Genomic DNA, 14,043 nt, shown 5'->3' on the forward strand with positions numbered 1-14,043 from the left:
CGCTAACTGCCCTCGCGCCAGGCCGTCCACAGTCGCGCGTACCGTCCGCCCAGAGCCACCAGCTCGTCATGGGTTCCCTGCTCCACCACGCGTCCCTCGTCCAGAACCGCGATCCGGTCCGCCGCCATCGCCTGGGTCAGCCGGTGCGCGACGAACAGCGTGGTGCGTCCCGCGCACGCGGCCCGCACGGATCTCTCGAGCTCGGCGGCGCCCTCACTGCCCGCCTCCGCGGTCGACTCGTCGAGCACCACCACCGGTGCCCGGCTCAGAACCAGCCGGGCCAGGGCGATCTGGGCGACCTTGGTGACGTCCAGTCGCTCGCCTCCCTCACCGGCCATGGTGTGCAGCCCGTCGGGGAGTGCGTCGACCCAGTGCCGGGCTCCGACCGTGCGCAGTGCCTCCATCAGCTCGGCATCGGTCGCCCGCGGGGCGGCCAGCCGCAGGTCGTCGGCGAGCGGCCCGGAGAACACGTGTGTCTCCTGAGTCAGGATGCTCACGAGAGCGCGCGCGCCCGCCCCGTCCAGGCCGGCCAGGTCTTCCGGCCCTATGCGCACCGACCCGGTCTGCGGGGTCCCGATACCGGCGATCAGCGCGGCCAGGGTGGACTTGCCCGCCCCTGTCGCCCCTACGAGTGCGAGCGAGCCGCCGGCCGGGATCGTCAGGCTGACGTCCCGCAGGACCGGCTCCTCGGCGCCGGGGTAGGTGAAGGTCAACCCCTCCACCGTGACCGGGTACGGCGTGGAACCGGCGGGCACCACGGAGGCGTCACCCACCAGCCGGGACTCGGTGTCCTCTCCCAGCACCCCGACCAGTCGGGTGAGGCTCGCACCCGACTTCTGCGCCTCGTCGAAGGTGAACATGATGGCACCGAGGGGTGTGAACAGCCGGTGGAACATGAGCGGCGCCGCCGACACCTCGCCCAGGCTCGCGGCGTCGGCCTCCAGCAGGGCGTAGCCCACGACGAGTATCAGGACCAGCCCGATGAACTCGGCGCGGTTCTCCCTGCCGACGAACCGGCCGAAGACGCGGAAGACCTCGATGCCGAGATCGCGCACGCGCCACGACTTGTCGGTGACCTTCTCGCGGAAGGCGCCCTCCAGGCGGTACGCCCGTACGGTGTCGATCCCGTTCAGCCCGCTGATCAGCGCCTGCGCACGCTCGCCCTGGGCTGCCCGTTGCTGCTGGTACAGCGGGGCGGACCGGGGAAGATACCAGCGCAGGGCCAGCGCGTAGGCGGGCAGCGCGCCGGCGCCCGCCAGGCCGAGCCGCCAGTCGAGGCCGAACATGCCGACCGTGGCGATCGCGACCAGCACGCCGGCCGAGAACACCGTGGGGACGGCCGTGCGGATGCCCCTGGAGAGTACGGCCACGTCGTCGCCGACCCGGGACAGCACGTCCCCCCGGCCGACCTGCTCGATCCGTGCGCTAGGCATCCCCAGCACCGACCGGACGGCCGCTTCCCGCAGCTGCGCGAGAAGGTCCGCGCCCAGCCGTCCGATCAGGTACGTCGACACCGCGGTCACCGCCGCGCCGAGCAGCGCGGCGGCTCCCATCAGGGCGCCGACCGTGACCAGGACCGACCGCCCGTCCCCGTCGACCACGCCGTCGACCACACGGCCGAGCAGGAGCACCGGCAGCACCTGGAGCGCCGCTCCGGCGACCGTGGTGAGCACGGTGGCGGCCGTGAGCCACGGCATCTCGCGGCAGCGCGCGGCGACCCATCGGGTGGACTCGCCTCCGGCGGCCGTGCGCAAGGTGGCCGGGGCGACGCGCGTGTCGGTGCTGCTCACTCAGGAACCGGACCTGACCGCCGGCGGTGCCGGGCGCCGGGCCTCACCGGCCGACCGACTTGACGAGCTCGTCGATCGCGTACGGCAGGGACAGCAGGGTGCCCTGCGACATGGCCGCGCCGACAGCCGGGCCCTCGCTGTCCAGCAGGTACGAGACCTTCCCCGCCTTGACCGCGGACAGGTTGGTGAACAGCTCGAACTTCTTGAGCGCGTCCTGGTCCGCCTTGTCGTTGATGACGAAGATGCGGTCGACGTCGATCAGGTCCATGCGCTCGGGGGAGAGCTGGGTGTAGAACTTGTCGCCCGCGATCTCGTCGATCTTCGTCGTCCCCTTGAAACCGATGCCGGTCACCAGCCGTCCTCGTACGTCGGTGGTGGTGAACGGCGCGACCGAGTCCTCGTACCAGGAGAGCGCGACGGCGGTCTGGTCCGCGAATTCGGGGTGTGCCTCACGAGCGGCGTCGAGCTTGTCCTGGATGCCCTTCACCAGTGCGGCGCCCTCGTCCTCCTTGCCGAGCGCCTTCGCGATGTGGACCGCGTTGTCCTGCCACGGCGCGCTGAAGAGTTCCTTCTCGGCCTTGGTACGGCCCACGGTCGGAGCGATCTTCGACAGCTTGTCGAAGGCGGCCTGATCGATCTCGGAGTAGACCGCGACGATCAGGTCGGGCCGCAGGGCGGCGATCTTCTCGTAGTTCGGTCCCGCGTCGCCGTTGCTCATCACGACCTCGGGGCGCGTGTCGCCCCACTTGTCCTTCACCCAGGGCCACTGGGTGTTGATGTCGGGGGACGTGCCCGCGGGGTTCGGGTACTGGTCGACCATGCCGACCGGCTTGATGCCGAGCGCGAGTATGGCCTGGTCGTCCGTGTAGCCGACGGAGACGACGCGCTCGGGAGCCTTGGTGATCTCCGTGGATCCGAAGGCGTGCTCCACGGTCACCGGAAACGCGCCGGCGGCGGTGGCCGGAGTCTTGTCGCTCGTCTCTTCCTCGGGGTCGGAACCGCACCCCGCGAGGAGGCCGACGCCGAGCGTCACGGCGGAGAGGGTCACTGCCAGCCGCCGCCATGGCTTCGGAAGCGTCGATCTGTGGAAGAGCATCCTTCAATCCCCTGCTTTCGCGCTGTCCGCTGCACTCCGTCCGAGGGCAGCCAAACCCTATCCCACAAGGTGAGGTTAGCCTAGCCTAACTCTGGCCTATTTCCCATGGCGGCACGTCAGTTGAGCTGCACATGGGTACGCCCGATCGGCACGATGAGCGGACGGTCACCCACCGGGTCGTCGATCACCATGGCCCGCAGCCCGAACGCCTCGAGCAGCAACGCGGTGGTGATCACGTCACGCGGGTGCCCCTGCGCCAGGATCGACCCCTCCCGCATCACGACGAGATGGTCGCTGTAGCGGGTGGCCAGATTGAGGTCGTGCAGCACCATGACCACGGTGCGGCCCGACTCGTGCAGGTCGTCCACCAGGTCGAGCACATCGATCGCGTGCGCCAGGTCCAGGTACGTGGTCGGCTCGTCCAGCAGCAGCAGGTCGGTGCCCTGAGCCAGCGTCATCGATATCCAGACGCGCTGACGCTGACCACCGGACAGTGAGTCGACCGGGCGGTCGGCCAGCTCGGAGACCCCGGTCATGGCCAGCGCGCGCTCGACGACGGAGGCGTCGTCCGACGACCACTGCCGCAGCCAGCTCTGGTGCGGATGGCGCCCTCTGGCGACCAGGTCGGCCACCGTCAGCCCTTCCGGTGCGACCGGGGCCTGCGGCAGGAGGCCGAGCTTCTTCGCCACATCCCTGGTCCTGAGCTTGACGATGTCCTCGCCGTCCAGCACCACCGCCCCCGCGGTCGGCTTCAGCAGCCTCGTCAGGGTGCGCAACAAGGTCGACTTCCCGCAGCCGTTGGGGCCGATGATCGTGGTGATCAGGCCTGGCGGGACCGACACGTCGAGACCGTCGATGACGGTCCGGCCGCCGTAGCCGACCGTGACGCCCCTCGCTGCCAGCCGCGGCAGCCCCTCGGCCACGGCATCGGTCTCGATAAAGTGCTGAGCGCCCACAGGTCCCCCGTCGTCGTCCGGTTCGTTCGGTCGGTCTCGTCGTCTATCTGAGGTTCGCCCGCACCAACAGATATACAAGGAAGGGGCCGCCGATCGCGGCCGTGACCACGCCGACCGGCAGGCTGACGGGCAGCACCGCACGCGCGGTCAGGTCCGCGCCGATCAGCAGCAGCCCGCCCACCAGGCCGGAGGCCACCAGGGGCGGCGTCGGGAACCTCGCCAGGCGCATCGCCACCTGCGGCGCCACCAGCGCCACGAAGGGGACCGGACCCGCCGCGCTCACCGCCGCGGCGGCCAGCAGGACGGCACACAGCAGCATGACCGCCCGCACCCACGAGAAGCGGACTCCCAGGCCTGCGGCGACCTCGTCGCCGAGGTGCATCGGCTTGAACTGGAAGGCCACGCCCGCCACCACCGCCACGAGGACGAGCGAGCACCAGAACACCACCCGGACCTCGTCCCATGACCTGTTGTCCAGCGAGCCGACGAGCCAGGCCTGTGCCCGTGCCACGTCCCTGATGTCGGCCGTGGTCAGGAGCCAGGTGGTGATCGCCTCCATCGCGGCGGTCACCGAGATTCCGATGAGGATGAGCCGGAATCCGTCGATGCCGCGCCGCCACGCCAGGAAGTACACCAGCAGACCTGTTCCGAGGCCGCCCGCGAGAGCGGCGGCCGACAGGCCCACGGTGCTGACGACCGCAGCGGCCGTTCCGCCGGAGACCGTCACCAGGAACACCGCGACGGCGCTCGCTCCCCCGGTGATCCCCAGGATGTCGGGACTGGCCAGCGGATTGCGGGCGACGGACTGCGTGATCGCCCCGGACACCCCCAGGGCGATCCCGACGAGCAGCCCGGCCAGAGCGCGCGGCATCCGCAGATCCATGATCACGAACTCGTCGACCTGTTCGCCGCGCCCGAAGATCGTGGCGATCACCCGGGACAGACCGATGGGGAAGTCCCCCACCCCGATGGACAGGCAGAACACCAGGAAGGTGACCGCCGCCAGAAGCAGCGTGACGGACACGAGCCAGGGCCGCCAGAGGAACGACACCTGACCGAACCGCACGCCGGGCGCGACCGGTCGCTTCACATCAGTACCGTTCATGCGCTCCTGAACTTTCCCCGCCACACGAGACCCGCGAAGAACGGGGCGCCGAGCAGGGCTACGACGATGCCCGCGTCCAACTCACCCGGCCGTACCACCACGCGCCCCACGATGTCGCAGACCAGAAGGACGGCGGCCCCCAGAAGTCCCGCGTACGGCACCAGCCAGCGGTAGTCCGGCCCGGTCAGGTACCGGGCCACGTGGGCCACCATCAGCCCGAGGAAGGCGATGGGGCCGCAGGCCGCCGTCGCCGCCCCCGCCAGCAGGGTGATGGCGACGATGCCGAGGGTCCGGCTCAGCGCGATGTTCACGCCCAGCCCCCGCGCCACGTCGTCCCCCAGGTTGAGCAGATTGAGGGACGGCAGCACGGTGAGTGCCAGCACCACCCCGGTCACGATGAACGCGGTCACCGGCCAGATCACGTCGAAGCCGACACCGGCCACGGAGCCCGCGTTCCAGAACCTCAGCGCGTTCAGCGATTCGAGGTCCGACAGCGCGACCGCCGTGGTCATGGCCGCGAGGAACACCGTGACCCCTTGGCCGGCCAGCGCGAGGGTCAGCGGGTTGCCCGCCCCCCGGCCGATACTCGACAGCCCGAACACCACGACACCCGCGACCGCGGCCCCCAGGAAGGCGAACCAGACGTACTGGAGCGGGTCGGCGAAGCCGAACAGGGCGATCACCGTCACCACGGCGAACGACGCACCGGAGTTCACACCCAGCAGCCCCGTGTCCGCGATCGGGTTGCGTGTGTACCCCTGGATCAAGGCCCCACCGATACCGAGCGCGAGTCCCGCGACGATCGCGAGCACCGTCCTGGGCACCCGTACGGTCCGCACGATGAGCCTGACGTCCGTGAGGCGCTGGTCGGCGTCCGGCGCGGCGAAGAGACCCTGCCACACCTCCGCGGGACTCAGCGCGCGCGCACCGACGGCCAGCGACGCCGCCGCCCCGATCACGAGGACCGCCACCAGCACACCCAGGCCCGCGACCCGTCTTCGACGGGCTCCGGTCGTGCCCCTGGGAGCAGGACGCCCCACTGCAGTCGTGCTCATGTCGACGTACGATATCCCTCTGATCTACGGGGCACGCATGGGCAGTTGGGGTCCTGAGCGCCGAAGTGGTCGCCGGCGTCGTGGCACGGAGCCGCGGGCCGAGCCCGCGACGGCTCGTGGCCCCCGGGACCGGGACATGCCGGGAGCGCGGCCTAACCCGCGGTACCGCCGGTCCCCTCCGTGACCAGCCGGGCCTCGTCAAAGGCGGCCTTGACGCCCCGGTCGAGCAGCGAGTCCAGGATCTCCCCGACCCGGATCGCGGTGTTGGACAGCAGGGCCGATGTGATGCCGTGCGTATGCTCCGTGCCACCCTGCAGGTAGATACCGCAGCGCAGGCCTGGGTCGGTCAGGATGCGGTAGTCGCGCTCGACGCGGACGCGCCCCTGCTCGTCACGGAGACAGCGACCGGCGACCTCACCGAGAAGCCCGACGGGATCGACCGGGCTGTAGCCGGTGGCGAACACCACGACGTCGGCGTCGAGGATGGTCTCCTCGCCCGTGACGAGGGACTTCACCGTGGCGTGGACCGCGTCCGGCTTCTCCTCGACGGCGGCGAGCCGGGACACGTTGAGGAAGCGCAGCCGCTCGGTGCCGAGGACCTTCTCCCGGTACATCTGCCGGTAGAGGTCGTCGATCAAGTCGATGTCCACCACGGAGTAGTTGGTGTTGCCGTGGTAGTCCATGAGCTTGCGCTTGACGCTTCCGGGCGCGGCGAAGTACTCGTCGACCGCCCCGGGATCGAAGATCCGGTTGGCGAAACTGCTGTCGTCGGCAGGGCTGTAGCCGTAGCGGGAGAAGACAGCACAGACCTCGGCCGTGGGGAAGCGGCGGTGCAGGTAGGCGACGTTCTCGGCGGCACTCTGCCCGGCACCCACGACGACGAACCGGGAGGGTGAGGTGCCCTCCAGACCGTCGACCCTCGCCAGCAGCTCGGAGTTGTGCCAGACCCGGTCCCCGCGCTCCACACCTTCGGGCATGAGGGGGCGGAGCCCCGTCCCGATGACGACGTTGCGGGCCCGGTGGACCACGAGCCCCTCCCCCGAGCGGACCGTCACGTCCAGGTACTCCTCGGCTCCGTCGCGCACGACAGGCGTGATGCCGACGACCTCGTGGCCGTAGGAGACCATGCCGCCGACCTTGGCCGCGGCCCATTCGAAGTAGTCGTGGAATTCGACCCGGAGGGGGAAGAGGTTCTTGTGGTTGATGAAGTCGACGAGCCGGCCCCTGCTCTTCAGGTAGCAGAGGAAGCTGAACTCGCTGGCCGGGTTCCGGAGCGTCACCAGGTCCTTGAGGAAGGACACCTGCATGGTCGCGTCGTCGATCAGCATCCCCCGGTGCCAGCCGAAGCGCGGCTGCTGCTCGAAGAACTGGGCGGTGACCGGCTCCTGGCCGCCGGCCCTCGCGTTGTGCTCGCTGATCGCTATCGCCATGGCCACGTTGGAGGGTCCGAAGCCGATGCCGATGAGGTCGAGGACCGGTGGTGTGTCGCCAGGGCGAACCTGTGACATGTCACTCCCATCGTGCGGAGAAGCCGCCCGAAGGCACGGGTGGCCGATGGCCGGGCACGCCGACGGAGTGGCCCGTTGAATTTAGGTGAGCCTAAGCTCATCTGCCGGAGCTGTCGATAGGGCGGGCGGCGAGGCCGTCGGAGCGGCTCGCCAACAAGGCCAGCACGATGCCCCGTTGTGCACTAAGGTAAGCCTTGCTTTACTGAGTTGTCATCACCCCCTGCGTCAAGGAGGAACCCATGCGGGTCGTCATGTTCGGGTACCAGACCTGGGGGCACCGCACCCTGCAAGCCCTCCTGGATTCCGAGCACGACGTGGTCCTTGTCGTGACGCACCCCAAGAGCGAGCACGCGTACGAGAAGATCTGGAGCGACTCCGTCGCCGATCTCGCCGAGGCGCGCGGAGTCCCGGTGCTGATCCGTAACCGCCCCGACGACGAGGAGCTGTTCGAGCGCCTCCAGGAGGCCGACGCGGACATCATCGTGGCCAACAACTGGCGGACCTGGATCCCCCCGCGCATATTCGAGCTCCCCCGCCACGGCACGCTGAACATCCATGACTCGCTGCTGCCGAAGTACGCCGGCTTCTCGCCGCTGATCTGGGCCCTGATCAACGGCGAGTCCGAAGTGGGCGTCACCGCGCACATGATGAACGACGAGCTCGACGCCGGTGACATCGTCCGGCAGGAAGCGGTTCCGGTCGGTCCGACGGACACCGCCACCGACCTCTTCCACAAGACCGTCGACCTCATCGGCCCCGTGACCATCGGCGCGCTGGACCTCATCGCGGCGGGACGGACGGAGTTCACGCAGCAGGACCGCTCCCAGGCGACCTTCTTCCACAAGCGCTCCGCCGAGGACATCCGAGTCGACTGGACCTGGCCGGCCGAGGACCTCGAACGCCTGGTCCGCGCCCAGTCCGATCCGTATCCCAGCGCCTTCACCTTCCACCGGGGCAAGCGCCTCGAGATCCTCGCAGCGGTGGTGTCCCAGGGCCGCTACGGCGGAACGCCCGGCCGCGTCTTCTACCGCGAGGGCGACGGCGTGGTGATCGTCGCAGGTTCCGACGCCCGCACCGGTCGCAACCACGGCCTCGCCATCACCCGCGTACGCACCGAGGACGGCCGGGAGATGCCCGCGACCGAGTACTTCACCACCATGGGCGGCTACCTCACCGGCCGCCCCTGAGGACCCCCGCCCCTCCCGCCGGCCTCCCGGGCCTCGCTACAGGCTCGTGCGGCCGTGCCGGCGGCCGCGGCGCCGGGCCCTCCGAACGCACGAGGGCCCGGACATGCCCGGCAGCACGCCGGGGCACGTCCCCGGCCCCGACAGCCCTCGCCGGACTCGCCGCGACGGCGCCCCCGGGGATCGGCGCCGATCCCCGGGGGCGCGGCGACACCTACGGCTCGCGGATCGCCTCAACCGCCTCCCGGACGTCCGGATGCGGGTCGTCGGCGAGGCCGTCCAGCAGCTCCGTCACACCAGGGGTCGACCAGCGGGCGACCGCCCACACCAGCTCTTCGCGCACGCCCGGGTCCGGATGCGCGGACAGCCGGGCCAGACGGGCGATCGGGCCCCGCCGACGCATCCCGAACCAGTGCAGCACCTCCCGTAGTACGACCGGGTCTCCGGGATCGCCGGCCGCTGACACCCTGGCGAGCAGCACCCTGACCGGTGGCGGTGGACCGTCCAGCGGATGCGGCAGCCGCTCGCGCAGACGCCTCGCCCCGTACCCGCCGCGCACCCTGCACCCGAAGCAGGTGCACGGGCGCGTGCCGTGTGCGTCCGGCAGGTACCGCCAGCCCGCGACCTGCGGCGCACTGCGGATCCGGTGGACCTCGCCCGGCCGGATCGCGCGGGGCACGAACACCTCCCAGCCGCGGGGGTCCTCCAGTGCCGCGATCCTGCGCACCGCCTCCGCCGCGGGAACGACGGCCCGGCCCTCCCCCGACCGGTCCGTGTAACGCCCGACCGACACGGGCTGATCGTCGTTCAGCCGCAGGTGTACGGCGACGATCCCTCCCCTGCTGCCGGAACGGGCCAGCTCCCGCAGCCACTGATGGGTGAGGGTGTACGAGGGCAGCACCGGGAAGCAGTGGACCCCACCCGCACCGTCCGGTCCGTCACGACCCGCGCGGACCCCTGACCGCCGGACACGCGGGGCGTTCGCCGCGGACGTCAAATGCACGAACATCGCCATGATTTGACATGTTATGTGATCGGCGCCGGGGCGGTTTCCGTCGGTCGTGCCACGCTCACCGTGGCGACGACCGCCGACTGTGCGTAACCCGGCACCGGCCGCCCCTGTCCCGGAGAGCCCGTACGTGACGGTGCCGGCCGTCGGCGTTCCCCGGTGGTTCGCCCTCGTCGAGGGAGGGGGTGGTCAACAACGACATAAGGGCAGGCTAACCTAAGACCATGAAAGCTGGTGAGAGCACTTCCAGTGCTGTGGCCGCCCCTGTGGCTGCCGGTTTGCCGCGTGCACGTGGCCATGGTCTGTCCGCCGACGGAGTCACCGTGGCGTACGGCCGCGTCGACGTCGTACACGAAGCGGCCATCGCCCTGCGGCCCGCCGAGGTGACTGCCCTCGTCGGGCCCAACGGCAGCGGGAAATCAACCCTGCTGCGCACGCTCGCCAGGCTTCAGAGCGCGCGTGCCGGCTCGCTCACCGTCGGCGCGGGGACGGACGAGGCAACGGACGGCTTCGCGCTCGGCGCCCGCGAGTTCGCCCGTCGCGTCGCGCTCCTGACGCAGTCCCGGTCGACGCCGGGCGGGCTCACCGTCCGCGACGTGGTCGACTTCGGCCGCTATCCCCACCGGGGCCGCTGGGGCCGTCCCGATCCCCGCGGCACCGCGGCGGTGGACCGGGCCCTCGGCCTCACGGGTGTGGAGGACCTGGCCGGGCGGGGCGTCGATCAGCTCTCCGGCGGGCAGCTCCAGCGCGTGTGGCTCGCGAGCTGCCTCGCGCAGGAGACGGGGGTCCTCCTCCTGGACGAACCGACCACCTACCTCGACCTCCGCTACCAGGTCGAACTCCTCGACCTCATCCGCGATCTCGCCGACGACCACGGAATCGCCGTGGGCGTCGTCCTCCACGACCTCGACCAGGCGGCTGCCGTCGCCGACCGTGTCGCACTGCTGCGCGCCGGTCGCATCGTCGCCGACGGTCTGCCCGAGGACGTGTTCACTCCAGAACTTCTGTCGGACGTCTACGGCATTCGCATCGACGTGGACACCGATGCCTCGACCGGCCGGCTGCGCACCCGCGCGATCGGCCGCCACCACTCACGATCCGAAAGGCTCGGCACCTCCTCATGAGACGCCACTTCCTCGCCACGGCCACCGTCGCCGTCGCCGCCCTCTCCCTGGCCGCCTGCGGGACCACGGAGCCTTCCTCCGACGACTCCTCGGCTTCGAAGCCCGCGGAGAAGATCACCCTCACTGACGCCAAGGGCACGAAGGTGACGCTCGACGGCCCCGCCACGAAGGTCGTCGCCACCGAGTGGAACGTGGTCGAGGACCTGGTCTCCCTCGGAGTCGCTCCCGTGGGCGTGGCGGACGTGAAGGGCTACACCGCGTGGAACACCGCGGCCCCGCTGACCGGCGACACCAAGGACATCGGTACCCGCGGCGAGCCGAGCATCGACACCGTCGCGGCCCTCGCCCCCGACCTCGTGGTCGCCACCAGCGACCTCTCCCCGGCGGTGGTGAAGCAGCTCCGCAAGGTCGCGCCCGTCCTGGAGCTCACAGCCGCCGATGCCGCGGACCAGATCGGCACGATGACGGAAGGCCTCGACCTCATCGCGAAGGCCACCGGCAAGGAGGCCCAGGCGGACACCCTCAAGAAGGACTTCGAGGCGAGCGTCGCCGAGGGCAAGAAGGCTCTCGCGGACGCCGGCCTCGGCGGCGCGGAGATCGCCTCCGCCGACGGCTACGTGGCGTCGAACCAGGTCTCCATCCGCGCGTACACCAGCGGCTCCCTCCTCGGCGCCGTCAACGAGCGGCTCGGCCTGAAGAACGCCTGGACCGTCGAGGGGGACAAGAGCTACGGCCTGGCCACCACCGACGTGGAAGGGCTCACCGGCCTCGGCGACGTCCAGTTCGCGTATGTCGCCAACGACGTCGACGGCGACGCCTTCACCGGCCCCCTCGCGAAGAACGCCGTGTGGAAGTCGCTCCCGTTCGTGAAGGACGGCAACGTGCACCGACTGCCCGACGGCGTCTGGATGTTCGGTGGTCCCCGCTCGATGGAGGCGTACATCGACTCCCTCGTCGCCGCGCTGACGAAGTAGCGCGCCGTGGCCGTCATAGAGAAGACCGCGGTCGGCCGTGACCGCACCGCCGCGGCCACGACGGGCGCGGTCGCCGTGACGGCCACGCTCGTGCTGCTGGTCACGGTTCTCGCCGCCGTCGACATCACCCAGGGCACGGCCGACGTCGGTGCGCCGGAGGTGTGGGACGCGCTCGCCGGGAACGCCGAGGCGGGCGACGCCTCCGTCGTCGTCGCCTCCCGGCTGCCGAGGATGGTGGCCGGCATCCTCGTCGGGCTGGCGCTCGGCATGGCCGGCTCCGCCCTCCAGGCGGTCAGCCGCAATGTGCTCGCCTCACCGGACACCCTCGCCGTGAACGCGGGCTCCTACCTCGCGCTCGGGGTGGTCGCCGTCACCGGCACCTCCCTCCCCCTCCTCGCTTCGTCCGGGGCCGCGTTCGTCGGCGGCCTCGCCGCCGCGGCGATCGTGCTCGGGCTGTCCGGGCTCGGCAGGGGCACCGTCCGCCTCGTCCTCGCGGGCACCGCCCTCGCGCTGGGGCTCACCGCGGTGACCGAGGCACTGATTCTCCTGTTCCCCCAGGAGACCGAGGGACTGTACAGCTGGAACCAGGGAAGCATCGGCCAGAACGGGTTCGACGGGGTGGTCCAGATGGCCCCCGTCATCGCCGTCGGACTGGCCGGGCTGCTGCTCGTCGCCCGCCGGCTCGACGCCCTCTCCCTGGGCGACGACGCCGCCCGCGGGCTGGGCGTCCCCGTCCGCGGGACCCGGATCACCACCGTCGTGCTCGCCACCCTGCTCTCCGCGGCGGCGGTCACGCTCGCCGGCCCGATCGGATTCGTCGGCCTCTGCGCTCCCGCACTGGTCCGGCCCCTCGCCCGCCGGTTCCGGGGTCTCGTGCGCTCCCGGGTGAGTGTGCCCGTGGCAGGGCTCGTCGGCGCTGCGCTCGTGCTCGGCTCGGACGTGCTGCTGCGCGCGGTGGTACCCGCCGACACCGCCGTGGAGGTGCCGACCGGCGTCGTCACGACCGTGGTCGGTGGCGCGTTCCTCGTGGTCATGGCAGTCCGTCTCCGGGACACGGCCTCGGCCGAAGCCCCGGACCGTCTGCGGATACCGAGCCGGTCGGCGTTCCTCGTCACCGTGGTCGTGCTCGCCGTCGTCCTCGTGGGGGTGCTGGTCGCTGCGGTACTCCTCGGCGACTCGAAACTGCTGCTCGGCGACGTGGTGAACTGGTCGCAGGGGCAGGCCGGACGGGTCGTCACCTTCGTCCTCGACACCCGGGTGCCCCGGGTGACGGCCGCACTCCTCGCGGGAGGCGCGCTGGCCCTGTCGGGCACCCTCGTGCAGGCCGTGACACGGAATCCGCTCGCCGAACCCGGCATCCTCGGAGTCTCCGGAGGCGCCGGCCTCGGTGCCGTCCTCCTGGTGACCACCGCGCAGTCCCCGAGTTCCTGGGCGGTCTCGGCAGCGGCGTTCGGCGGAGCCGCCGTCGCCTCGGCGTTCGTCTTCGGACTGGCCGCACGACGCGGTTTCCAGCAGAACAGTCTGGTCCTGCTCGGGGTCGGGGTCTCGGCTGCGGCAGCGGCGCTGATCAGTCTCGTCATCGTGCTCAGCGACCCGTTCGACACGACGAAGGCCCTCACCTGGCTGTCCGGATCGACGTACGGGCGGAACATGCCCGATGTGGTCCCGGTGGCCGTGGTCCTCGCCTTCGGCGTCGTCCTCGCCGTGGTACGCCGCCGGGAGTTGGACCTCGTCGCGCTCGACGAGGACACGCCGAGGCTCCTCGGCCTGGGGCTCCCCCGGACGCGTCTCGGCTTCCTGGTGGTGGCCATCCTCCTCGCCGCCACCGCCGTGGCGGCTGCCGGGACGATCGCCTTCGTCGGGCTGGTCGCGCCCCACGCGGCGCGTGCCCTCGTCGGCCGGCGGCACGTACGGGTGGTGCCGGTGGCTCTCATGCTCGGGGCCGTACTGGTCTGTCTCGCCGATCTGGCAGGGCGCACGGTCATCGCCCCGGCGCAGCTCGGCGCCGGTCTGATGACGGCCGTCATCGGTGCGCCGTACTTCGTCTACCTGCTGGTCCGCACGCGGCGCTGAACCGGGGCGGGGCGGGCCCTGCCGGTCGACGGACCGGTGGCCCGCCCCGCCCGTGGCCCCACCGGTCGCACGCCGAAGAAGCGCCGTTCCCCCTGGGCGGCCACCTGCGGGATCCGCGGCCGCACGTCCGAGGTCCGCGCACCGTGCCGGAGCGCCGGTCCGGGGTGCT

The 14,043-nt window shown here is 71.1% G+C and carries 11 protein-coding genes; 4 read left to right on the forward strand and 7 right to left on the reverse strand.

What is annotated here, in order from left to right; all coding sequences use genetic code 11:
* Positions 1-2: 2 nt before the first annotated feature.
* The 6 genes from OO67_RS20270 to OO67_RS20295 form a co-directional block, all read right to left on the reverse strand.
* A complete protein-coding gene (locus tag OO67_RS20270) occupies positions 3-1,790 on the reverse strand; it encodes an ABC transporter ATP-binding protein (protein WP_033302414.1) in 1,788 nt (595 codons plus the stop codon).
* 43 nt (positions 1,791-1,833) lie between these two features.
* The gene (locus tag OO67_RS20275) at positions 1,834-2,886 is read right to left on the reverse strand and encodes an iron-siderophore ABC transporter substrate-binding protein (protein ID WP_033302416.1); all 1,053 of its coding nucleotides are present in this window, start codon (positions 2,884-2,886) and stop codon (positions 1,834-1,836) included.
* A gap of 116 nt (positions 2,887-3,002) precedes the next feature.
* Complete coding sequence (locus OO67_RS20280; protein WP_051709594.1) at positions 3,003-3,842, reverse strand: ABC transporter ATP-binding protein; 840 nt, start codon at positions 3,840-3,842, stop codon at positions 3,003-3,005.
* 43 nt (positions 3,843-3,885) lie between these two features.
* The gene (locus OO67_RS20285; protein WP_033302418.1) at positions 3,886-4,947 is read right to left on the reverse strand and encodes a FecCD family ABC transporter permease; all 1,062 of its coding nucleotides are present in this window, start codon (positions 4,945-4,947) and stop codon (positions 3,886-3,888) included.
* Complete coding sequence (locus tag OO67_RS20290) at positions 4,944-6,002, reverse strand: FecCD family ABC transporter permease (protein ID WP_051709596.1); 1,059 nt, start codon at positions 6,000-6,002, stop codon at positions 4,944-4,946. Before OO67_RS20290 ends, OO67_RS20285 begins: the two co-directional genes overlap by 4 nt.
* A gap of 152 nt (positions 6,003-6,154) precedes the next feature.
* Positions 6,155-7,510 (reverse strand): lysine N(6)-hydroxylase/L-ornithine N(5)-oxygenase family protein, encoded by a 1,356-nt coding sequence (locus OO67_RS20295; protein WP_033302419.1) that lies wholly within the window; start codon positions 7,508-7,510, stop codon positions 6,155-6,157.
* Between the two features lie 239 nt (positions 7,511-7,749).
* Here OO67_RS20295 and OO67_RS20300 point away from each other — a divergent pair, with 239 nt between their 5' ends.
* The gene (locus tag OO67_RS20300) at positions 7,750-8,697 is read left to right on the forward strand and encodes a methionyl-tRNA formyltransferase (RefSeq protein WP_033302421.1); all 948 of its coding nucleotides are present in this window, start codon (positions 7,750-7,752) and stop codon (positions 8,695-8,697) included.
* A 211-nt stretch (positions 8,698-8,908) separates the two neighbouring features.
* Here the strand turns inward: OO67_RS20300 and OO67_RS20305 are convergent, their stop codons facing one another.
* On the reverse strand, positions 8,909-9,709 hold the full coding sequence (locus OO67_RS20305) for a HEAT repeat domain-containing protein (RefSeq protein ID WP_208861055.1): 801 nt from the start codon (positions 9,707-9,709) through the stop codon (positions 8,909-8,911).
* Positions 9,710-9,927: 218 nt separating this feature from the next.
* Here OO67_RS20305 and OO67_RS20310 point away from each other — a divergent pair, with 218 nt between their 5' ends.
* Genes OO67_RS20310 through OO67_RS20320 form a run of 3 tightly spaced genes read left to right on the forward strand, consistent with a single transcriptional unit; the run spans position 9,928 to position 13,874 of the window.
* Complete coding sequence (locus tag OO67_RS20310; RefSeq protein ID WP_033302423.1) at positions 9,928-10,827, forward strand: ABC transporter ATP-binding protein; 900 nt, start codon at positions 9,928-9,930, stop codon at positions 10,825-10,827.
* A complete protein-coding gene (locus tag OO67_RS20315) occupies positions 10,824-11,801 on the forward strand; it encodes an ABC transporter substrate-binding protein (RefSeq protein WP_033302424.1) in 978 nt (325 codons plus the stop codon). Before OO67_RS20310 ends, OO67_RS20315 begins: the two co-directional genes overlap by 4 nt.
* A gap of 6 nt (positions 11,802-11,807) precedes the next feature.
* Entirely contained in the window at positions 11,808-13,874 is a 2,067-nt protein-coding gene (locus OO67_RS20320) for an iron ABC transporter permease (protein ID WP_033302425.1), read from the forward strand.
* The last annotated feature ends 169 nt before the right edge of the window (positions 13,875-14,043 follow it).

Source organism: Streptomyces atroolivaceus (assembly GCF_000717025.1).
Taxonomy (GTDB): Bacteria; Actinomycetota; Actinomycetes; order Streptomycetales; family Streptomycetaceae; genus Streptomyces; species Streptomyces atroolivaceus.

What these genes read in the sequence shown, in the direction of transcription:
- OO67_RS20290 (WP_051709596.1), bottom strand. Translation starts at nt 6,002, where the DNA reads ATGAGCACGACTGCAGTGGGGCGTCCTGCTCCCAGGGGCACGACCGGA.
- OO67_RS20285 (WP_033302418.1), bottom strand. Translation starts at nt 4,947, where the DNA reads ATGAACGGTACTGATGTGAAGCGACCGGTCGCGCCCGGCGTGCGGTTC.
- OO67_RS20275 (WP_033302416.1), bottom strand. Translation starts at nt 2,886, where the DNA reads ATGCTCTTCCACAGATCGACGCTTCCGAAGCCATGGCGGCGGCTGGCA.
- OO67_RS20310 (WP_033302423.1), top strand. Translation starts at nt 9,928, where the DNA reads ATGAAAGCTGGTGAGAGCACTTCCAGTGCTGTGGCCGCCCCTGTGGCT.
- OO67_RS20295 (WP_033302419.1), bottom strand. Translation starts at nt 7,510, where the DNA reads ATGTCACAGGTTCGCCCTGGCGACACACCACCGGTCCTCGACCTCATC.
- OO67_RS20305 (WP_208861055.1), bottom strand. Translation starts at nt 9,709, where the DNA reads ATGGCGATGTTCGTGCATTTGACGTCCGCGGCGAACGCCCCGCGTGTC.
- OO67_RS20315 (WP_033302424.1), top strand. Translation starts at nt 10,824, where the DNA reads ATGAGACGCCACTTCCTCGCCACGGCCACCGTCGCCGTCGCCGCCCTC.
- OO67_RS20300 (WP_033302421.1), top strand. Translation starts at nt 7,750, where the DNA reads ATGCGGGTCGTCATGTTCGGGTACCAGACCTGGGGGCACCGCACCCTG.